Genomic DNA, 21,439 nt, shown 5'->3' with positions numbered 1-21,439 from the left:
AGGAATCTCTTCTTCTTCCGAACGAAAAAAATTTTTTTCGCCCAGCTGGCTTCACCCTGTTGGAGGCCGAGTTGAGTTTTGGCATAAAATTTGTATGACATATTGGGAGATATTACTAACTTTGCACAGACGAAGCATGAGAAGTATGAAGAACAATTATTCAAAAAAAGTGATCGACGTGATTGAATACAGTCGCGAAGAGGCTGCTCGTTTACAGAACAGCTACATTGGTCCGGAGCATTTGATGCTGGGCCTGCTGCGCGAAGGCAATGGGAACGCCGTAACCATTCTTCAGGAGATGAATGCGGACTTGACACAGATCAAAAAAGAGATCGAACACGAAATACGAAATACGTATGAAACGGGCGAAATGCCACTCAATGATATTACCATCAGCAAAAGTACCGAACGTGTATTGCGCATGAGCATGCTCGAAGCCCGGATCTTTAAAAGCGAACGTACGCGAACCGAACACCTGCTGCTGGCACTCCTGAAAGAGGAGTTTAATACGGCGGCACAGATTTTGGGACGAACGGGTATTGATTATCACGCCGTCTACGGTCGCGTGAGCGGTGAATCCGATATCGATATCGCGGAGATCGAAGAAGTTCGCGACGGGTTTACCGACGATGATGAGGAAGAAGACGATGCCTTTTCATCGTCGTATTCTTCGTCTTCCTCGGGGCAGTCGACACCGGGAGGCATGGTGCGCGGCGCAGCCGGCACTTCGCAGAAAGTGTCGAACGATACGCCGGTGCTCGACAATTTCGGCTCGGATATGACGCGGGCGGCTGCCGAAGGAAAGTTGGACCCGATCGTTGGACGCGAGAAGGAGATTGAACGGCTGGCACAGATTCTGAGCCGTCGGAAGAAGAACAATCCCGTGCTGATCGGCGAGCCGGGCGTCGGGAAATCGGCGATTGTCGAAGGGCTGGCACAGCGCATCGTTCAGCGCAAGGTGTCGCGCATCCTGTTCGACAAGCGGGTGATTAGCCTCGACATGGCCTCCATCGTGGCCGGAACGAAGTATCGCGGGCAGTTTGAAGAGCGCATCAAGGCCGTACTGAACGAGCTGACAAAAAATCCGAATATCATTCTGTTCATCGACGAAATCCACACGCTTGTCGGGGCCGGTTCGGCTTCGGGCTCAATGGATGCCGCCAATATGCTTAAGCCTGCATTGGCACGGGGTGAGCTGCAATGTATCGGCGCTACGACACTCGATGAGTATCGGAAGAACATCGAGAAGGACGGAGCATTGGAACGCCGTTTCCAGAAGGTGCTCGTCGACCCGACCACCCCCGAAGAAACCTTGCAGATTCTCAAAAATATCAAGGAACGGTATGAAGAACATCATCATATGATCTATACCGATGCGGCGCTTGAAGCATGTGTCAAACTGACGGAACGCTACATCAGCGACCGCAATCTCCCCGACAAGGCCATCGATGCACTGGACGAGGCCGGATCACGCGTGCATATCTCGACCATTGTCGTACCCCGGCATATCGAAGAGCTGGAAGCGAAGATCGAAGCGACCCGAAATGACAAACTAGCGGCTGTGAAATCGCAGAATTTTGAGCTGGCGGCAAGCCATCGCGATACCGAACGGCAATACATCATCGAACTGGAAGCGGCCAAGCATAAATGGGAAGAAGAGATGCAGGAACATCGCGAGACGGTCGATGCCGAGCAAGTGGCGGAGGTGGTGGCGATGATGTCGGGAGTACCCGTGCAACGTATTGCACAGACGGAAAACATACGACTGCGTGACATGGGGGCACTGCTCAAGGAAAAGATCATCGGGCAAGATGAAGCCGTAGAAAAGATCGTTAAAGCCATTCAGCGTAACCGCGTCGGACTGAAAGACCCGAACAAACCCATCGGCACCTTCATGTTCTTAGGACCTACGGGAGTAGGCAAAACGCATCTGGCCAAAAAACTGGCCGAGTTCCTGTTCGACACACCCGATGCGCTGATCCGAATCGACATGAGCGAGTACCTTGAAAAGTTCGCCGTCTCGCGTCTTATCGGAGCACCTCCGGGATACGTCGGCTATGAAGAAGGCGGACAGCTGACCGAAAAGGTGCGTCGCAAACCCTATTCCGTTGTGCTGCTCGACGAGATCGAGAAAGCGCACCCCGACGTGTTCAACCTCTTGCTTCAGGTGCTCGACGAGGGACGGCTGACCGACAGCCTCGGACGCCGCATTGACTTCAAAAATACGATTCTGATCATGACATCCAATATCGGGACGCGCCAGTTAAAAGACTTCGGACGGGGCATCGGCTTCCATCCGCAGCGACAGGGGCTGATGGACAAAGATTATTCGCGCGGCGTGATTCGTAAAGCGCTGGAAAAGTCGTTCGCACCCGAATTTCTGAACCGTATCGACGATATTGTCATGTTCGATCCGCTGGACAAAACCTCGATTCACCGGATTATTGACATCGAACTGAAAGAAGTCTATCGACGGATCGACGAGCTCGGCTACCGTCTGGAAATTACGGACGAAGCGAAGGAATACATCACCTCGAAAGGCTATGATGTCCAGTTCGGTGCACGGCCGCTGAAACGCTCGATCCAGAAATATATCGAAGACGAGATGGCCGGCATCCTTCTGCAGGAAGATGTGACGCCGGGTGATACGATCGTAATCGGGCATGATCAGGCAACCGACAAAATGACACACGAAATCAAAAAGGCGTGAAGCACGATCGGCGTTGCGTATAAGCAGACAGACAAAATGTCGGACATGAAGGGTCTGGCATTTTTTTTGTCCGGACAAGAGACTATAGAGAAAACAATAAAAAAACGAAAATAAACAATATGGCAAATCACGAAACCAAGGGAAATATCGGTGTTACAAGCGAAAACATCTTTCCCGTTATCAAGAAATTTTTGTACAGCGACCATGAGATTTTTCTCCGCGAGCTGGTGTCTAACGCAATCGACGCGACACAAAAGCTGAAGACCTTATCGTCGGTCGGCGATTTCAAAGGCGAACTGGGCGACTTGTCCGTGCGCATCCGTATCGAAGACGGCAAGCTCATCGTCTCCGACCGCGGAATCGGCATGACGGCCGAAGAGATCGAACGGTACATCAACCAGATCGCGTTTTCCGGCGCCGAAGAGTTCGTGCAGAAGTATCAGAACAATGCGTCTGCCATCATCGGACATTTCGGACTGGGATTCTATTCGTCGTTCATGGTGGCCAAAAAGGTCGAGATCGTTACCAAATCGTATAAAGACGGCGCTGTGGCAATGAAATGGAGCTGCGAAGGATCGCCCGAATATCAGATGACGGAAACGACAAAAGACGATCGCGGCACAGACATTATCTTATTTATCGACGACGAAAACAAGGAATTTCTCGAGAAGAGCAAGATCACCTCGCTGCTGAACAAATATTGCCGTTATCTGCCCGTCCCCATCGTCTTCGGAAAGAAGCAGGAGTGGAAAGACGGTCAATACGTCGATACGGACGAGGATCAGATCGTTAACAACACTCAGCCGGCATGGGTACGCAAACCCTCGGAACTGAACGACGAAGATTACCGGACGTTTTACCGGGAGCTTTATCCGATGAGCGACGAACCGCTCTTCTGGATTCACCTGAATGTGGATTATCCGTTCAATCTGACGGGAATCCTCTATTTCCCGCGCATCAAAAGCAACATCGACCTGCATCGAAACAAAATTCAGCTATATTGCAATCAGGTGTTTGTCACCGACTCGGTCGAAGGCATCGTGCCCGAGTTCCTGACCCTGCTTCACGGCGTGCTCGACTCGCCCGATATCCCGCTCAACGTCTCGCGTTCGTACCTGCAAAGCGACCGGAACGTGAAGAAGATATCGGCGCATATCACCAAGAAAGTGGCCGACCGTCTCGAAGAAATCTTCAAGAACGACCGTCCGCAGTACGAAGAGAAATGGGACAGCCTCAAGCTCTTTATCCAGTACGGCATGCTCAGCGACGAGAAATTCTACGAACGCGCCGCCAAATTCGCATTGTACAAAGACGTAGACGACCAATATTATACGCACGACGAATATCAGCAGTTGATCAAGGAAAACCAGACTGATAAGGAAGGCTTCCTGACGTATCTCTACACCACGAATCCGAACGATCAGTACAGCTACATTCAGGCAGCTAAAGATAAAGGTTACAGCGTGCTGGTTATGGACGGACAGTTGGATGTGCATGCCATCAGTCAGTTGGAACAGAAGCTCGAGAAAACGAGATTCGTGCGCGTCGACAGTGATACGATCGACCGCCTGATCCGTAAAACCGACGGCAACACGGTTCACCTCGACGACCGCCAGAAGGAGGCGTTGCAGGAAATCTTCACAAGCCAGTTGCCCGGGATCGACAAGGTTGAATTTACCGTCTCGTTCGAGGCCTTAGGCCCGAGCGCTAACCCGGTGATGCTTACGCAAAGCGAATACATGCGACGGATGCGCGAAATGTCGGCTATGCAGCCCGGCATGTCGTTCTACGGAGAGATGCCCGACAGTTACAACCTCGTACTCAACACCGATCATGCCCTGATTCAGTCCGTACTGGCCGACGAAGAAAAGGCATGTGCCGAAAAGTTACAGCCTGTTCGGAACGATATCAAGGGATGGGAAGCCCGACAAAGCGACTTGCGTGAAGCGCAAAACAAAAAGAAAGAGGACGAAATTACGGCTTCCGAAAAAGAGGACTTGACGAATACGAACCGGAAACTTACCGAGTTACGCGGACAACAGAATGCCATTCTGGCCGAATATGCCGCCGGCAATCCGATCATCGGCCAACTGATCGACCTTGCCCTGCTCGGCAACGGATTGCTCAAAGGGGAAGCGTTGAGCCGCTTCATCCGCCGAAGTGTCGATCTGATTCGGTAATCCGGAAGAAGTGAACCGTCCGACAGATCAGGAAGAAGAGAGGGGGGCGAAACCGGACAGGGAAGCCCTCCTTTTTTGATGGAGCAGGCTGTCGAATGAATCGACATTAGGCTACCGGACGGAACGGTATTAGGCTACCGAACGAAATGCCGCGTAGCGGGCGAACCTTGTGTTCGCTTTTCTCCCAACGCTTCGCTTCCCCCTCCCCCCCCTTCAAAGGGGGGGAGGGGGGATGTTCCTCTGCGTTCGGATACCGTGTACCACGCATAACAATTAACAATTAATTTGTCATTCAGAGCGAAGCGAAGAATCTCTTTCTGTCACTTTTGGCTTGACCCAAAAGTAACCAAAAGATCAAGGCTTCGTGCGCTTCGCACGCCCTCGTGACGCTTGCAGGCCGGAAAATCAGGTAACTCGCTTCGCTTCGGACAGCCTGATTTTCTTTCGCCCTGCTCGCTGCTCCGTCGGCTCACCGCCCGAGGCCCATGTCCGAACGCCGAGGGCGTTCGGACAAACCCGACACCACACAAAAAAAGGGCGAACAGATGGTTCGCCCCTACGTGGCATACCGATGGCTGAATGCTGACCGCACTGCATTCCCCCTTTGAAGGGGTAACATCCCCCTTCGCTTTCGCTCTTCCCCCCTTTGAAGGGGGGGCTGGGGGGATGTCCCTCTGTGTTCGGATAACCGGCATAACAATTAACAATTGACAATTAACCATTAATTTGTCATTCAGAGCGAAGCGATGAATCTCTCTCCTTTTCCGGGGCGAGATTCCTCACGGTGTTCGGAATGACAAAGGCGGCGTTCGTAATGCCCATACCTTGTTCAGAGGGCTGAAGGCCTGACATAATCGTCAGCGTTCAGCATTCAGTTAGTCAGCGTTCAGCAAACAATTCAACACCTAAACCCCTCACCCCCCTCCATTCTTATTTCTTCTATTGCGGAATCTGCGATTAAAAATTATCGCGTACATTTGCGTCGTCGGATAAAAAGAAAACGTATGGAAAAAAACGACCTGAGAATAGTATTTATGGGTACGCCCGAGTTTGCTGTAGCCAGTCTGCGTGCCCTTGTCGAGGGCGGCTACCGCGTTGTGGGAGTCGTCACCATGCCCGATAAACCGGTAGGACGCCATGGCAGTGTGCTTCAGGCTTCGGCCGTCAAGCAATATGCCCTTTCGCAGGGGTTTCCTGTCTTGCAGCCCGAAAACCTCAAAGACGAGCGGTTCATCCGCGAGTTGCGTGCTCTGCGGGCCGACTTGCAGATCGTCGTCGCCTTCCGGATGCTGCCCGAGGCGGTTTGGGCGATGCCGCCCCGGGGCACGTTCAACCTGCATGCCTCACTCTTGCCGCAATATCGCGGAGCGGCACCCATCAACTGGGCGATTATCAACGGCGAGAAGGAAACGGGAGTGACGACTTTCTTCCTTAAGCACGAGATCGATACCGGACACATCATCCGTCGTCGCCGACTGCCCGTGGCCGAAACCGACGATGCCGGACGCCTGCACGATGCGCTTATGGACGCCGGAGCACAGTTGGTGATTGAAACGGTTGATCTGCTGATCGAAGCCGGCGGCACGATCGAAACCAGACCGCAGGAGACGCTTTGTACCGACGAAGAAGAGCTGCGCCCCGCCCCGAAGATTTTTAAAGATACGTGTCGCATAAATTGGAAGCAGCCTGTGGCTAAGGTGTATGACTTTGTTCGCGGCCTCTCCCCCTATCCCGCAGCATGGACTGAGCTCGTCTTGCCTGACGGCCGTCGCTCCGTACTGAAACTGTTTGCGACCGAGAAGAGGATGGAAAACCATCGGCTCGCAGCCGGAACGATCCGTACCGACAGTAAAAAACACCTCGATATTGCCGCCGAAGATGGGTTTATCCGCGTCAAAGAAGTACAGTTAGCCGGCAAAAAACGGATGGCGGCGAGCGATTTTCTGAACGGAATCGCACTTTCGGACACGAGGGTGGAATAGGCCGTTGACAAATCTGTCGTTGTTTCGTCCAACCCTTCAATACAAAAGATTATGATGGTATTAGAGATTGTGTTAATCATCCTCGGAGCCGTTTGCTTGTTGGGAGGACTGATTGGCAGTCTACTCCCCGTGTTGCCCGGACCACCACTCTCGTACGGAGGATTGCTTCTGCTGCACTTTACCGAACGCGTAGAATTTACCACCACACAGCTGATTGTCTGGTTTATGCTGGTATTGCTCACCATAGCTTTCGACTATTTACTGCCGATCTGGGGCGTGAAAAAATGGAATGGAAGCCGATGGGGCAATTGGGGATGTGTTGTAGGTACGTTAGCGGGTGTTTTCTTCTTTCCTCCGTGGGGCATTTTGATCGGCCCTTTCGTCGGGGCGATAGCGGGTGAACTGTTGTTGGGACGACGCCATATCAGAGAGGCTGTAAAATCCGGATTCGGCGCATTTGTCGGTTTTCTGCTCGGTACGATATGTAAGATCGGTGTCTGCGGATGGTTTATCTATTGCTTTATTGCAGCGTTTTTCTGATTTCTTTTGCACGTTCGTTTTCTTTTTCGATCGACTGCAAAAAAGAGAAACAAATCTTTTTTTTTCAAAAAACAAATGTGCGCCGTTTTATTTTTTCGGCGATGACCATGTTATGTCATTTATTCGTTGTATTTTTACAGCCAATAGTAATTTTCTGAACCTGTCGCACTATGTAGCGATCATCGTTCATTCTGTTACTGCATGCTTGAAAAAAATAAAAACAATATATAATGACAAACAGATGGAGTATTCGACCCCATACAGAAGAAGATTTACGCAAACGCGACGAGTTAGCTGCCGAGCTGGGACTTAGTCCCACCCTCTGCCTGTTGCTCGTGCAACGCGGCATCGCCTCTGCCCGTGAAGTGCGGAAATTCTTTAAACCGAACCTGAACGATTTGCATGACCCGTTTCTGATGCCCGACATGTTCAAGGCCGTGAAACGGCTCAACAAAGCGTTAGGAAACAAAGAGAAGATTCTGATTTATGGGGATTATGATGTAGACGGTACAACGGCTGTATCGCTCGTCTACAAGTTTTTGAGACCCTACTCGTCGACAATCGATTTTTATATTCCCGATCGGTACGACGAGGGCTACGGTGTTTCGTACAAAAGCATCGACTATGCCGTCGAAAACGGCATCTCGCTGATCATTACGCTCGACTGTGGTATCAAAGCCATCGACAAGGTGGCCTACGCCAATGAGCGGGGCATCGATTTCATCATTTGCGACCATCACATGCCCGACGACGAACTGCCGGCCGCCGTGGCTGTGCTCGATGCCAAACGTACCGACTCGCAGTATCCCTACGAACATCTCTCGGGATGTGGCGTGGGATTCAAATTCATGCAGGCGTTTGCCCAGAGCAACGATATCCCTTTCACACAGCTCGAAAATTTACTCGAACTGACGGCCGTCAGTATCGCGTCCGATATCGTACCGATCACGGGCGAAAATCGCATCCTCGCTTACTACGGGTTGCGCCAGCTCAATAACAACCCGAGCTTCGGACTGAGAGGCATCATCAACGTCTGCGGACTGGCCGGCAAGGAGATAACGATCAGCGACATCGTCTTTAAGATCGGACCACGCATCAATGCCTCGGGACGGATGATGAACGGACGCGAGGCCGTCGAATTGCTGCTCTCGAAAGATATGAACGAGGCGAACGAACGAAGCGAAAGCATTGACCAGTATAACGACGACCGGCGCGAACTCGACAAGAAGATTACCGATGAAGCCAATGCGATCATCGAAGAAATTCAGGACATCGAAACTCAGAAAGGCATCGTAGTGTATAACCCCGACTGGCACAAGGGGGTAATCGGAATCGTCGCCTCGCGTCTGACGGAGAAGTATTATCGTCCGTCGGTTGTGCTGACGAAGTCGTCGGAACTGATAACCGGCTCAGCACGCTCCATCGTCGGATTCGATATCTATAAAGCCATCGAGGGATGCCGCGATCTGCTGGAGAGCTTCGGAGGGCATACTTATGCCGCGGGACTTTCACTGCGCGAAGAGAATCTGGAGGCGTTCACCAACCGCTTCATGAAGCTGGCGGCCGAAGATATCGTGCCCGAACAGATGACTCCGCAAATCGACATCGATGCCGTCATCGACCTGAAACATATCACGCCCCGTTTCGTGAACGAGCTGAAGAAGATGAACCCTTTAGGTCCGGATAACGAAAAGCCCGTCTTCTGCTCCCTGCGTGTGCAGGACTACGGAACGAGCCGCTGTGTCGGGAAGGAACTCGAACACCTGAAACTGGAAATCATCGACGGGAAAGGAGGAGGGCCGCTTCACGCCATCGCATTCGGGATGAGTACGCATGCCAACTATGTCAAAGCAATGAACCCGTTCGACTTGTGCTATACCATCGAGGAGAATACGTACAACGGGAATACGACCATCCAGTTAATGGTAAAAGATATTCGACCCTCGGAGTTGTGATTGCTCATGGATCGCCACCATGAGATATTAAAGCAGTATTGGGGGTATACCTCGTTTCGCCCCTTACAGGAAGAGATCATTCATTCGGTCTGTGCCGGTAAGGATACACTCGGGCTGATGCCTACCGGAGGCGGTAAATCGCTGACTTTTCAAGTGCCCGCACTTGGTATGGAGGGGCTCTGTTTAGTCGTCACCCCGCTGATTGCGCTGATGAAGGATCAGGTGGATAACCTCCGTCAGCGGGGAATCAAAGCGACCGCCGTCTATACCGGCATGACGCGCGAAGAGATCGGTACGCATCTCGGTAACTGTATCTTCGGAGATTACAAGTTCCTGTACGTTTCGCCCGAGCGGTTAGCCTCCGAGATGTTCAGAAGCAAACTGCGTGCCATGAATGTCTGCCTGCTGGCCGTAGATGAGAGCCATTGTATCTCGCAATGGGGATATGATTTCCGGCCTTCTTACCTGAACATTGCTTCCGTACGGGAGCTGTTCCCCGAGGTTCCCGTGCTGGCGCTCACAGCTACGGCTACTCCCGAAGTGATCGAGGATATCCAGGAGAAACTTTGTTTTCGCAAAAAGAATGTGTTCCGCAAGAGCTTCGTACGCAAAAACCTGTCATACGTTGTCCGTTCATGTGAAGACAAGTTGCAGACGCTGCTCTATATGCTTGATAAAGTGCCGGGGTCAGCCATCGTTTATGTGCGTAACAGGAAACGCACGCAGGAGTTGGCCGCGTTTCTTCGGCAGGAGGGTATATCGGCGCAGTTCTTTCATGCCGGACTGAAACGCGAGGTGAAGACCGAGCGTCAAAACGCGTGGAAGAATAATCAGTGCCGCGTGATGGTTGCGACGAACGCTTTCGGGATGGGAATCGATAAGCCTGATGTCCGTCTGGTCGTGCATATCGATATGCCGGGATCGCTCGAAGAATATTTTCAGGAGGCCGGACGTGCCGGACGCGACGAACAGCGTGCCTATGCCGTGGTGCTCTGCGCTTCGTCCGATATAACGAAACTGAACAAACGCATTACCGACGAGTATCCCGACAAAGAAGTGATTGCGCGTGTCTATGAGTCGTTGGGATATTATTTCCAGATTGCTTCGGGGTTCGGGCTTTTTACTACACATGATTTTTCGATTGCCGAATTTTGTACTGTCTATAAATTCTCTCTTACGCAAGTCCATCATGCCCTGAAAATCCTCGAGCTGGCCGGTTATATTGAATATGTCGAAGAGCCCGATAACGCCTCGCGTATGATCTTTCTCATTACCCGCGAAGAACTTTATCAGGCGTTGCGTCAAGATGAGCTTACGGACAACGTGGTGCGTGCCGTCCTGCGTTCTTATACCGGACTCTTTGCGGATTATGTTTTTATCGACGAAACATTCATCGCTACCCGTGCCCATACGACCGCGGAGCATGTATATCATTGCCTTGTCGCACTCTCGAAAGCCGGTATCATCCGTTATGTCCCTCGAAAAAAGGTGCCGCAGATTACGTTTACACGCACTCGTGAAGAGATTGTGCATCTGCATATCCCTGCCTTTGCTTACGAGGAGCGTAAAAAACGCGATCGGGAGCGTATCGATCGGGTGATCGGTTATCTGAATGAGAAGCATCATTGCCGCACCCGTTTACTGCTTCATTATTTCGGGGAGAAAGATGCTGAAGATTGCAAGGGATGCGATATCTGCCTGAGAAAAACGCAATCTGGGCTGACACAGTGGGAGTTCAATATGATTCGTCGAGCCTTGATCGAGATGCTGGGCGAAAAGCCCGGAAGCGTCCTCGAACTGGCCCGTCTCTTGCCGCTGGAACAGGAAAAAAACATGCAAGCTTTACGCTTCCTGCTCGATCATGACGACCAATTTCACTTGAAGGACGAATACATTTCGTTTGTTAAGGGAACTGACTGAGCTTCGTACAACGGATAAGCACTTTTTGATTGTCGGCGAGCGTCGTGGCGAAAAGATAGATTTCTCCGCCATCCGTGATCTTTGTTCGCTTGCGCAATTCTTCGACCGACAGCGGGAAATTACGCACCGTCAGATTGGCTTGCGGAATATTCCGCGCGATGGTCCGGCATATTTTCCCACTGAAAGGGAGCACTTCTTCGATCCGGAAGCTGCGCCCCGGAAAATCGAATACCTCCTCGTCCGATGTATAAAGATGGCTGTTTACATGCAGTTTACGGACGCCCGTACGCAGAGCCGTTTGTTTGTAGGCGCCGGCTTTCAGGATCGAAGCATTCGGTTCGTACAGGTAAGCTCCTGCCGACTTTGCCGGTAAGACGGGAGTAGCCTGTTCTTCGGCCGGAGTAAAACAAAAAGCCTGTTCCGAAGAATCTGTCATGATATTTATACAATGTATACGGGGTATCTTTGCCGCGTTTCCCCGTCGCAGTACGAACAGCAGTTCCTTGCATTCGTTCTTGACCGACACGACGTGCACATCGGTCGTTTGGGGCAGCAGTGCCAGCGTATGACTCAAGTCGAGCATCGGTGAAAGTTTGGCAATCACCTTCGGAGCCTTGCGCAGCATCGCCGGCAGAAGCTGTACGATATCGGGCTCACAGTCGGACAGGGCGAACATTCTTCGGTTGCCCGTGCCGCGCCGTGCCGGATCGATATAAAAGACGTCCGTTGCCGTAAGCTCCGACAAGGCGTGTGCGGCTTCTTCGTTGCGTCCTTCGATATTCTTTGCGGAAAGGACGGAGAAGTTTCGTATCGCCGCGTCGAAACAGGCCTTGTCACGCTCTACATAGCATACCTGTTTCACCTGCTTCGCAAAGAAGTAACTGTCTACCCCCAATCCTCCCGTCAGGTCGCAAAGATGCCGTTCATCTTCGAGCAGCCGGAGTTTGTATTGTGCCGTTCGTGCAGACGAACATTGCTCGGCTGCCAGCTTGGAAGGGAAAATCAACTCGTCACAGGCATGCCAGACCGGCATCTTATCTTTCAGGACGCGTCGCGCTTCGATCTGCGTGACGGCATGAGGCACATCGATCGAAGGGTATTGAGCTGCCGAAAGTAATAATCGCTGCACATCGTCTGCCGCATGTTCGCGAATAAATCTTCGCATCGTTTCTGTCAGTTCCACAAGTGCAAAAATAAACAAAAAACACTTTTTATTCGTCACAGTGCATTGAAACTTGATGAATTGTCATTTATCTTTGCACTGAAATAAAATAGAGGATAAACATTAAAAATTACAGGTATGAATAAAATGAAATATTCGATGATCCTTTCGCTGATGTTTTTTGCATTTTATGCTACGGCACGTTCCGGCAACGCATCGGCAGCGGGCGAAGTGATTGTGTTGAATAAAGCCGATTTTCTGGCGAAGGTGTTTAACTACGAAAAGAATGCTTCGGAGTGGAAGTATGAAGGGGACAAACCGTGTATCATCGACTTTTATGCCGACTGGTGCGGGCCGTGCAGACGTGTTGCGCCGATATTGAAGGAACTGGCAGCCGAGTACAAAGATGACATTGTGATTTACAAAGTGGATGTCGTCAAGGAGCAGGAATTGGCGTCGGCTTTCGGGATCAACAGTCTTCCAACGCTGTTATTCGTCCCGATGCAGGGTAAACCGCAAGCCAGTATGGGATTGCAACCGAAAGAGACACTGGCAAAATATATCGATGAGTTTCTATTAGAGAAGAAGAATTGAGTCAGCCCAAAGCGAAGTGGTGGGGAAAAGGTCGCATTTCGACAGGCGAACCATCAAAAAAGAGGGCATTTTCAAATGAAAAATGTCCTCCTTTTATTTTCTGTGTTAAACGGATTTATTCGGCTTTCGGAGCTTCTTCGGTCTGAGGCGTCTCAGGAGCTTCTTCGGCCGGTGCGGCAGCTACAGCCTCTTCCGCAGCGGCGGCAGCAGCTTCCTCTTTGGCTTTAGCCTCGGCGGCGGCAGCCAACTCCGCTTTTTTCTTCGCTACAGCTTCCGCTTTTGCCTTGTTCACTTCTTTTTCCGCATCCAAACGCGCTTTCACTACGGCTTTCGACTTTTCGCGTTCGGCATCTTTCACTTTCTGCAAAGTGAGCTTCTTCTCCGTCAGCCACGACTGGAATTTCTCCTCGGCCTTTGCCTCGTCGAATGCGCCTTTCTTTACACCGTCGAGCAAGTGCTTTTTCATGCACACCCCCTCGCGCGAGAGGATCATACGCGCCGTGTCGGTCGGTTGCGCACCTGTCTGTAACCAATACAAAGCTCTATCGAAATTCAAATCTATTGTGGCAGGATTGGTGTTCGGATTATAAGAACCGATCCTTTCAATAAACTTTCCATCTCGTGGAGCCCTGCTGTCTGCAATAACGATCTGATAAAAGGCGTAGCTTTTACGACCGAATCTTTGCAATCTAATTCTTGTTGCCATGTTTGAATAATTAAATAAAACTTTGTTCGTAAAAAATTGAGCGGCAAAGATACGCATTTTTTTTATACCGCCGCTTCTTCCGACAGAAAAATCCAAGGCTTTTCGGTTGATCATTTATAATATAAGGGGCGTTTAACACGAAATTACGTCCCATTATTGTAGCTTTGCGACGATAAAACGGAAATAACAGGTATGAAGATGAAAATATGGAGCATGGCGCTCGGACTGCTGCTCATGGTGGGAACGTTGCGGGCGCAGACGTATGAAGAGATGATTCGCAAGAGTTACGAATATGCGGACCGAGGCGATTTGCCGGCAGCCGAAGAGGCGCTGAAGGCCGCCATGCATGCCGAACCGGCCAATAAGAATAACTTCGCCCTGCTCTCGAATCTGGGAACGATCCAGCGGCAGCAAGGCAAAACGGATGAGGCGCTCGTGTCGTATACGGCTGCGCTCAGCCTGCAACCGAAGAACAAGCTGATCCTTTCGAACCGTGCGGAGCTTTATGTCGAGATGGGTGAAACGGAAAAGGCGCTGAGCGATTATCAGGCGTTGCTGCTGCTCGATCCACTCGATCTCGATGCGTATTACCGCCGCGGGATGTTATATATAGAGGCGAAAGATTATATGCTGGCCGACGAAGATTTCGAGAAGATCATGTCGATCGACAAAGAGTCGGAGCAAGGGCGTTTCGGGTTTGCCTTGCTTGATAAAGCGCGTGGTAATTATGAAGACAGCGAAGCGATCCTCAGCTACCTGATCGAAAAGTCGAGAACTCCTCTGCAGTATTACGAGGAACGTGCCGAGCTGTATTTTCGGATGAAAAAAAATGCACGCGCCATGGCCGACCTTAACAAGATCTTTGCCGAGACGAACGACGTGCCGGCACATCTATACGTCTTGCGCGGAAAAATTAAACTCGCGCAATTTGAGAAAGAGTCGGCCGCGATCGATTTCAAAAAAGCGCTCGAGCTGGGTTATGACAAGGCCGTTATCGACGAACTGATCAAAATGACTTTTTAGCAATATCCCGCTTTATACGGGATAGTTCTCACGGTTAAACGGAGCATATTTCGGTTCCATCGGCTCATACGCGTCATCGTCCCAAAGGCTGCTGGTAATCATCAGGTCGGCGCTGTAACGGTTGCACGCAATGGGTACGTTGTGAACGCGGCACTGGCGCAGGAGCATCTGGATGTCGGCTTCGTGCGGTTGCGGATTGAGGTCGTCGATCAGGAAGACGGCCAGATTGATCTCCTTGCGTACCACCATGGCGGCAATTTCGGTATCTCCTCCCATCGGGCCCGAGTGCATGCAGCGGATATTGCTGTATTCGATGCCCCGCCGTTCAAAGGCGTCGCGAATCAGCGTGCCGGTCGTGCCGGTGCAAACGAGGTTGTGTGCAGCCAGAAAATCGGCATTGAAGACAGCCCAGTCGATCATGTCGACCTTGCGGTTATCATGCGCTACAAGCGCAATTGTCAATTTCTTTTTCATCATATCGTCAGTTTTTATGTATTCTTACGCGCGACAAATGTAGTGATTTTCCGTTGTGGCGAAGCTCGCTACTCGTGATTCTCACGGAGCAGGAAGCATAGATCGCGCACATCAGACAGCTTGGCGGTTTGAGGAGAAGCAAAGACGGCCGGTTGACGTACCACACCGCGTTCCACCAATTCGCTGAGGATATCCCACATGACTTCGTGATAGAAAATAACCATGGCTTCATGCGTGTCGGCAAAGCCGTATTTATGTGTGATGGCTTCGATGTCGACCTTTGTTTGCAGCGCTTCCGTAAGTTTGTTGCTAATCGTCTCGGCAAACGCATGAATGCGGTTTGCATCGGAGTCTTCAATAATCGGGATGTTGATGGAACCATCCGGACGGATCACTCCGATTTCCGTAAAAAATGAGAATGCGGAAGGTTCGGAAACCTTATCGTTTGCATCGATTTCTTTCAGAAAATTATTTAGGTTCTTCGAGTTGAAAAGAGGGTGTGCCAAACGAATCAGGCCGTCCGACCAATTGATTTTGACCGAATACTTTCCGCCCACGCTCATTGTATTTGTTCCGCATTGCAGGGCTTTTCGCTTGTTGTACAGTATCCAGTAATTGCCCTCCCACGATTCGTGACTCTCTTTGTTGCGTCCGGTTACCATCTCTTTTTTTTCCATGACTTTCCAGATTTTTCCGTCGAGGACGTAAGAGAAAAGGATGCTGAATGCATGATGGGGCATGCCTTCAGACGAAAGGTGCTCGACCAGATTGCGGCAGTCGTCGACAATTTCGGGGACAAGTATTTTTCCGGTCTCGTATGAATCGGTTCGTAAGGCGCTTGTATGCAGACTGTCGAGTATGGGGATTATCGTCCGGTACATGTTGCCATCGCGCTCGATCAGACGTTGCGACTGTAAGAGCAGGATTTGGTTTTCGCTGTGTGAGATACCGGTGGCAGCAAGCTGCTCAAGTGTCATTGGGCGGCGCAACGCCAATAAAACCTCGTAATTGTTGCTGTTTTTAACAACCTGACGGGGATGTAGAAACTGCACGGCGCAATAGCATATATCTTCGACACGATCGAAAGACGGAAAATGACCGGTGTCTTGCGCTATAACCCATTGTACACAACCTAATATGGCGGATAAGAAGAATAACTTTTTCACGGGATGTCTGTTTAATTTCTTGAATAATCGTAATAATTTTGTCCAGCGCGATCGATCTTAGGGCCTAAAAGATTTTCAACCTGAGGCCGGAGTCATCGAAACCGGTAACCGAAGGAGAAAGTCACGTCGTTTTGATAAATCTGCGATTCGAAAGGTTGTTTTTCCCGTAACTTATCGATAAATCCCGTTTGGGCATAGACCGAGAAGAAAACGTGCCGGTGCTCGACATATAGTCCTGTTCCAGCACCGATATCGAACGGTCTGAAGTCGCGGGTTTTCCATTTGTGTCGCTCCCGCTCTCGTGTGGAAACGGAGACAAACGGGCCGGCTTGAACGCCCATCTGCCAGTTGCTGAGATTGATCTTATACACTAAGTTAACAGGTAGTTGAAGCGAGTAATAGTTGCATGTATGTCGCCCTTCTTTCTTGTCATTATAGACGAAATACGTATAATCGTATGATCCTCCTTGATTGATGAATACAAGTTCCGGACATAAAGAGAACTTGCGCGAAAGCGGAATGTCGGCCAGCCCGGACACACCGAACCCTAACCGGCCTCCATACGTGACCTCTTCGTCGACAATCTGCGTCAATGAGCTGTATGACAAACCGGCCCGGACCCCCCATGTAATCTTGGCTTCCATCGCCCACGAAAGCAGGCACATCATCAGTATAAATCCTCCCTTTCTCATCTTCTTCCATCTGATTTGCAAACAAAAGTACTGTTTTTTTTGAGATGCGACCTATTTATTGCTAAAAAAAACGAGTAATGACGAAATTTCTTGCCGGCTTCCGAAACATCGCTTATCTTTGAATCGAATTTGAATTTAATCATCATTATTGCGTAAAATGTAAAATTTATGGTACCGTTTGTTCATTTACATGTACATTCGCAGTATTCACTACTTGACGGACAAGCTTCCATCGATGCGTTAATCGAAAAGGCGCAGGGCGATGGAATGCCCGGCATGGCGCTTACCGATCACGGAAGCATGTTTGGCATCAAAGAATTTTACAATAAGGTTCAGAAGAAAAACAGCAAACATCTTAGCATAATTAAAGATTGCGAAAACGAACTTCGGAAGTTAAACGATAAAGATCATCCGACGCCTGAAGAAACGGATCGCATGCAAAAACTTTCGGAGAAGATACATGCGAAAAAAAAAGAAGTCTTTAAACCAATCTTAGGTTGTGAGTGTTATTGTGCACGGAACGGGCGTTTTAACAAGACGGCTAAAGAAGATCTCGGAGGATGGCATCTGATTGTTCTGGCGAAGAATCTGAAAGGATACAAGAACTTAATTAAGATGGTCTCGCTCTCATGGACGGAAGGGTTTTATCGCAATCCGCGCATTGATAAGGAGCTGCTTGAAAAATATCATGAGGGGCTCATCATCTGTTCCGCATGCCTTGGAGGTGAAATCCCGCAGTTGATCATGCGAGATCGGAAAGAAGAGGCCGAAGCTTCGGTGCTATGGTTCAAGAACCTTTTTGGCGATGATTACTATCTGGAATTGCAACGTCACGAAACGCATGCCCCAAATGCCGACCAAAGCACTTATCCAAAGCAAGTGGAAGTCAATAAAGTCTTGGTCGAGTTGGCACGTAAGCACGGCATAAAAATCATTGCAACGAATGATGTGCATTTTGTGAATGAAGACGATGCCGAAGCGCATGATCGCCTGATCTGCCTCAGCACCGGCAAAGACCTCGATGATCCGGCAAGAATGCGGTATTCCAAACAGGAGTGGATGAAGAGTACGGCTGAGATGAACTCGATTTTTGCCGATGTACCCGAAGCCCTGAGCAATACGCTTGAAGTTCTTGACAAGGTGGAACTGTATTCCATCGACTCACCGGCATTGATGCCTTTCTTCGAAATTGATCCTTCGTTTGGTACGGAAGAGGCGTATCGCGAAAAATATACGGCCAAAGACTTGATGGACGAATTTAATGAGACGGATGCCGATGGTAAAGTAACGGATAATTATCTGCGTCTCGGCGGTTATGAGAAGGTGATCCGTATCAAGCTGGAAGCGGACTACCTCGAGCATCTGACCCTTAAACGGGCGATGAGCCCGAACCGCTACAGCGAAAACATACCGGAAGAGGCGAAGGAACGTATTCATTTCGAACTGAAAACGATTAAAAGAATGGGGTTCCCCGGCTACTTCCTGATTGTACAGGATTTCATCACAGCCGCCCGGGAGATGGGCGTATCCGTCGGACCGGGACGTGGCTCGGCCGCCGGTTCGGTCGTCGCATACTGCTTGGGAATTACCGATATCGATCCCATCCGATACGATTTACTGTTCGAGCGTTTCCTTAATCCCGATCGTATTTCTATGCCTGATATCGATATCGATTTTGATGACGACGGGCGTGGGGAGGTTCTGAAATGGGTGACGGAAAAATACGGTCAGCAGCGCGTAGCGCATATCATTACCTACGGCACGATGGCAACCAAGCTGGCGCTGAAAGATGTGGCGCGGGTGCAACAACTGCCTCTGAAGGAATCAAATCGTCTGGCCAAGCTGGTACCGGATAAAATACCGGATAAGAAGCTAACGCTGAAGAATGCCATTGAGGCCATACCTGAGTTAAAGGAGGCAGCCAACAGCACGAATCCCATCCTGCGCGACACGTTAAAATATGCTCAAAAGCTGGAGGGCAATGTGCGGAATACAGGTGTGCATGCCTGCGGTGTGATTATCGGACAGCAGGATATTTCCGATATCGTGCCTGTGGCAACGGCCGAAGACAAGGAAACGAAAGAGACTTTGCTCGTTACGCAGTATGAAGGTTCGGTCATTGAGGAAACGGGGCTGATCAAGATGGATTTTCTTGGCCTGAAAACACTGTCGATCATTAAAGAAGCGATCGAAAATATCAAGCAGACGACCGGTAAGGCCATTGATATTGATAAGATTCCGATCAATGACAAACGGACTTACGATCTGTTCTGTCAAGGAAAGACCGTCGCGACGTTTCAGTTCGAGTCTGCCGGCATGCAAAAGTATCTGAAGGAATTGCAACCGACCGAATTTGAAGACCTGATCGCGATGAATGCGCTCTATCGTCCCGGACCGATGGATTATATTCCCGCATTTATCGCGCGTAAGCATGGTCGGGAAGAGATCACCTACGACATTCCCGAGATGGAGCGTTATTTGAAAAATACATACGGAATTACCGTTTATCAGGAACAAGTCATGTTGCTCTCGAGGTTGCTCGCCAGCTTTACCCGCGGGCAAAGCGATACGTTGCGTAAGGCCATGGGAAAAAAGCAGATTGACAAGATGAATGAGCTGAAGAGTAAATTCCTTAACGGCGGCCAAAAAAACGGGCATAATATAAAAACACTTGAGAAAATCTGGTCTGACTGGGAGAAGTTTGCCTCGTATGCGTTCAACAAAAGTCATGCGACATGCTATTCATGGGTCGCTTATCAGACAGCGTATCTGAAGGCTCATTATCCGTCGGAGTTTATGGCCGCCGTACTGAGTCGGAACCTTTCGAATATCAAAGAAATTACGAAGGCGATGGACGAATGCAAGGCGATGAAGATTAAAGTGCTGGGTCCTGACGTCAACGAGTCGCACCGTAAATTCGGGGTGAATACGAAGGGAGATATCCGTTTCGGACTCGTGGCCGTTAAAGGAGTGGGAGAAAGTGCTGTTCAGGCGATTATCGAGGAACGTGACAAGCGCGGGCCTTATAAGGATATTTACGATTTTGTCGAACGGGTTAATCTGAGTGCATGCAACAAGAAAGCATTTGAAAGCTTGGCTCTGGCAGGTGCATTCGATACCTTGAGTATACCGCGCGAACCGCTCGTTACTCCGAGTGGAAAGGGGGAGACCTTTATTGACGTTGTGATACGTTACGGAATGAAATATCAGACGGATAAACAGATGTCGTCCGCCTCGCTGTTCGGTGATGATCATGCGATACAGATTGCACGTCCCGAAATCCCGAAGTGTGAGCCGTGGAGTGTGCTGGAACGGCTTAACAGAGAGAAAGAACTGATTGGCATCTATCTGTCTGCACATCCGCTCGATGAATACCGCATCATCCTGAACCATGTCTGCAACATGACGATGAAGGATGTGGACAGCCGCGAATGGGAAGAGTTTCAGAACAAGGAACTTTTGCTTGGCGGTATCGTGACGGGGTATCGGGAGGGACTCACGAAGACCGGGAAGCCTTACGGCATCATCAAGATCGAAGATATGTCGGGCAGCGGAGAGATGCCGCTTTTCGGCGACAATTATATTAATTTCAGCAAGTACGGCAAGGAAGGACTCTATCTTTATATAAAGGCGGAGCTTCAGCCGCGAAGGTGGAAAGAAGCAGAGCTTGATTTTAAAATCAACTCGATCCAACTGTTGCATGACGTGAAAGACTCGCTGATTCATTCGCTCAGTATCTCCATTCCGATCGACGATTTGAACAAGCAAATAATCAGCGAACTGTCCACTTTAATAAAAAGTAATCCGGGCAAGACACAGTTGTTTTTCAACGTCGCCGGAAGCGATCATGTGGCATTGCATTTCTCGTCGCGTGACATCAGGCTGAACGTTACGCAAGAGTTGCTGAATTTTATCAACGACTCGGATCATTTAGATTTTACGATCAATAAATAATTTTTCAACCAATTAAAAACAAAAGAGTTATGGCATTAACAGTAACAGACGCAAATTACAAAGAAGTATTGAATGCAGGGAAACCTGTGGTATTGGATTTTTGGGCGGAATGGTGCGGCCCCTGCCGGATGGTGAGTCCCATCATCGATGAGTTGGCAACCGAATACGAAGGCCGCGTTACCATCGGGAAGGTCAATGTCGATGAGAACGACGAGGTGGTTTCGGAATACGGAATTCGCAACATTCCTACGATTTTACTCTTTAAAGATGGTCAGCTTGTCGACAAGCAGGTAGGTGCTGCGCAAAAAGGTGCACTGGCCGAAAAGATTGATAAACTTCTTTGATTGAATTGCTTTTATGAAGAATCCGGGTAGCGCTTTT

General features: G+C 49.9%; 15 protein-coding genes. 10 read left to right on the top strand and 5 right to left on the bottom strand.

The annotated features are described in order from the left end of the window. Positions 1-145 precede the first annotated feature (145 nt). From BFO_RS07585 to BFO_RS07560, 6 genes are all read left to right on the top strand, one after another. Positions 146-2,710, top strand: a complete 2,565-nt coding sequence (locus BFO_RS07585; RefSeq protein ID WP_014225076.1) for an ATP-dependent Clp protease ATP-binding subunit — start codon at positions 146-148, stop codon at positions 2,708-2,710. A 119-nt stretch (positions 2,711-2,829) separates the two neighbouring features. Further along, entirely contained in the window at positions 2,830-4,890 is a 2,061-nt protein-coding gene (gene htpG / locus BFO_RS07580; protein WP_014225075.1) for a molecular chaperone HtpG, read from the top strand. Positions 4,891-5,894: 1,004 nt separating this feature from the next. Beyond that, positions 5,895-6,872: a methionyl-tRNA formyltransferase gene (fmt, locus tag BFO_RS07575; protein ID WP_014225072.1), complete on the top strand. Its 978-nt coding sequence runs from the start codon at positions 5,895-5,897 to the stop codon at positions 6,870-6,872. A gap of 51 nt (positions 6,873-6,923) precedes the next feature. Beyond that, a complete protein-coding gene (locus BFO_RS07570; protein ID WP_014225071.1) occupies positions 6,924-7,412 on the top strand; it encodes a DUF456 domain-containing protein in 489 nt (162 codons plus the stop codon). A gap of 230 nt (positions 7,413-7,642) precedes the next feature. Continuing rightward, the gene (recJ, locus tag BFO_RS07565) at positions 7,643-9,367 is read left to right on the top strand and encodes a single-stranded-DNA-specific exonuclease RecJ (protein WP_014225069.1); all 1,725 of its coding nucleotides are present in this window, start codon (positions 7,643-7,645) and stop codon (positions 9,365-9,367) included. 6 nt (positions 9,368-9,373) lie between these two features. Then, a complete protein-coding gene (locus tag BFO_RS07560) occupies positions 9,374-11,287 on the top strand; it encodes a RecQ family ATP-dependent DNA helicase (protein ID WP_014225068.1) in 1,914 nt (637 codons plus the stop codon). On the opposite strand, the gene BFO_RS07555 is transcribed toward BFO_RS07560, so the two are convergent. Then, positions 11,271-12,470: a THUMP-like domain-containing protein gene (locus BFO_RS07555; protein ID WP_041590777.1), complete on the bottom strand. Its 1,200-nt coding sequence runs from the start codon at positions 12,468-12,470 to the stop codon at positions 11,271-11,273. The genes BFO_RS07560 and BFO_RS07555 overlap by 17 nt on opposite strands. A 153-nt stretch (positions 12,471-12,623) precedes the next feature. Between BFO_RS07555 and trxA (BFO_RS07550) the strand changes: the two genes are divergently transcribed. After that, on the top strand, positions 12,624-13,043 hold the full coding sequence (trxA, locus tag BFO_RS07550) for a thioredoxin (RefSeq protein ID WP_231964139.1): 420 nt from the start codon (positions 12,624-12,626) through the stop codon (positions 13,041-13,043). 115 nt (positions 13,044-13,158) lie between these two features. Here trxA (BFO_RS07550) and BFO_RS07545 read toward each other — a convergent pair whose 3' ends face one another. Beyond that, complete coding sequence (locus tag BFO_RS07545) at positions 13,159-13,749, bottom strand: 30S ribosomal protein S16 (RefSeq protein WP_041591209.1); 591 nt, start codon at positions 13,747-13,749, stop codon at positions 13,159-13,161. 198 nt (positions 13,750-13,947) lie between these two features. Here BFO_RS07545 and BFO_RS07540 point away from each other — a divergent pair, with 198 nt between their 5' ends. After that, on the top strand, positions 13,948-14,772 hold the full coding sequence (locus BFO_RS07540; RefSeq protein ID WP_041591208.1) for a tetratricopeptide repeat protein: 825 nt from the start codon (positions 13,948-13,950) through the stop codon (positions 14,770-14,772). Between the two features lie 12 nt (positions 14,773-14,784). Here the strand turns inward: BFO_RS07540 and BFO_RS07535 are convergent, their stop codons facing one another. The 3 genes from BFO_RS07535 to BFO_RS07525 form a co-directional block, all read right to left on the bottom strand. Next, entirely contained in the window at positions 14,785-15,246 is a 462-nt protein-coding gene (locus BFO_RS07535; RefSeq protein WP_041591207.1) for a methylglyoxal synthase, read from the bottom strand. A 68-nt stretch (positions 15,247-15,314) separates the two neighbouring features. Further along, entirely contained in the window at positions 15,315-16,412 is a 1,098-nt protein-coding gene (locus BFO_RS07530) for a hypothetical protein (protein WP_014225061.1), read from the bottom strand. Positions 16,413-16,504: 92 nt separating this feature from the next. Then, the gene (locus BFO_RS07525; RefSeq protein WP_041590775.1) at positions 16,505-17,104 is read right to left on the bottom strand and encodes a porin family protein; all 600 of its coding nucleotides are present in this window, start codon (positions 17,102-17,104) and stop codon (positions 16,505-16,507) included. A 168-nt stretch (positions 17,105-17,272) separates the two neighbouring features. Here BFO_RS07525 and dnaE point away from each other — a divergent pair, with 168 nt between their 5' ends. Continuing rightward, positions 17,273-21,058: a DNA polymerase III subunit alpha gene (dnaE, locus tag BFO_RS07520; RefSeq protein ID WP_014225059.1), complete on the top strand. Its 3,786-nt coding sequence runs from the start codon at positions 17,273-17,275 to the stop codon at positions 21,056-21,058. Positions 21,059-21,087: 29 nt separating this feature from the next. Then, complete coding sequence (trxA, locus tag BFO_RS07515) at positions 21,088-21,402, top strand: thioredoxin (protein ID WP_014225058.1); 315 nt, start codon at positions 21,088-21,090, stop codon at positions 21,400-21,402. The last annotated feature ends 37 nt before the right edge of the window (positions 21,403-21,439 follow it).

Origin of the sequence: Tannerella forsythia 92A2, assembly GCF_000238215.1 — a bacterium.
In the GTDB taxonomy this organism is placed as follows: domain Bacteria; phylum Bacteroidota; class Bacteroidia; order Bacteroidales; family Tannerellaceae; genus Tannerella; species Tannerella forsythia.
This window is presented reverse-complemented; position numbering and strand designations above follow the sequence as displayed.

What these genes read in the sequence shown, in the direction of transcription:
- recJ (WP_014225069.1), top strand. Translation starts at nt 7,643, where the DNA reads ATGACAAACAGATGGAGTATTCGACCCCATACAGAAGAAGATTTACGC.
- BFO_RS07585 (WP_014225076.1), top strand. Translation starts at nt 146, where the DNA reads ATGAAGAACAATTATTCAAAAAAAGTGATCGACGTGATTGAATACAGT.
- BFO_RS07540 (WP_041591208.1), top strand. Translation starts at nt 13,948, where the DNA reads ATGAAAATATGGAGCATGGCGCTCGGACTGCTGCTCATGGTGGGAACG.
- dnaE (WP_014225059.1), top strand. Translation starts at nt 17,273, where the DNA reads ATGGTACCGTTTGTTCATTTACATGTACATTCGCAGTATTCACTACTT.
- BFO_RS07525 (WP_041590775.1), bottom strand. Translation starts at nt 17,104, where the DNA reads ATGAGAAAGGGAGGATTTATACTGATGATGTGCCTGCTTTCGTGGGCG.
- trxA (WP_014225058.1), top strand. Translation starts at nt 21,088, where the DNA reads ATGGCATTAACAGTAACAGACGCAAATTACAAAGAAGTATTGAATGCA.
- BFO_RS07570 (WP_014225071.1), top strand. Translation starts at nt 6,924, where the DNA reads ATGATGGTATTAGAGATTGTGTTAATCATCCTCGGAGCCGTTTGCTTG.
- BFO_RS07560 (WP_014225068.1), top strand. Translation starts at nt 9,374, where the DNA reads ATGGATCGCCACCATGAGATATTAAAGCAGTATTGGGGGTATACCTCG.
- trxA (WP_231964139.1), top strand. Translation starts at nt 12,624, where the DNA reads ATGTTTTTTGCATTTTATGCTACGGCACGTTCCGGCAACGCATCGGCA.
- BFO_RS07545 (WP_041591209.1), bottom strand. Translation starts at nt 13,749, where the DNA reads ATGGCAACAAGAATTAGATTGCAAAGATTCGGTCGTAAAAGCTACGCC.
- BFO_RS07535 (WP_041591207.1), bottom strand. Translation starts at nt 15,246, where the DNA reads ATGAAAAAGAAATTGACAATTGCGCTTGTAGCGCATGATAACCGCAAG.
- htpG (WP_014225075.1), top strand. Translation starts at nt 2,830, where the DNA reads ATGGCAAATCACGAAACCAAGGGAAATATCGGTGTTACAAGCGAAAAC.
- fmt (WP_014225072.1), top strand. Translation starts at nt 5,895, where the DNA reads ATGGAAAAAAACGACCTGAGAATAGTATTTATGGGTACGCCCGAGTTT.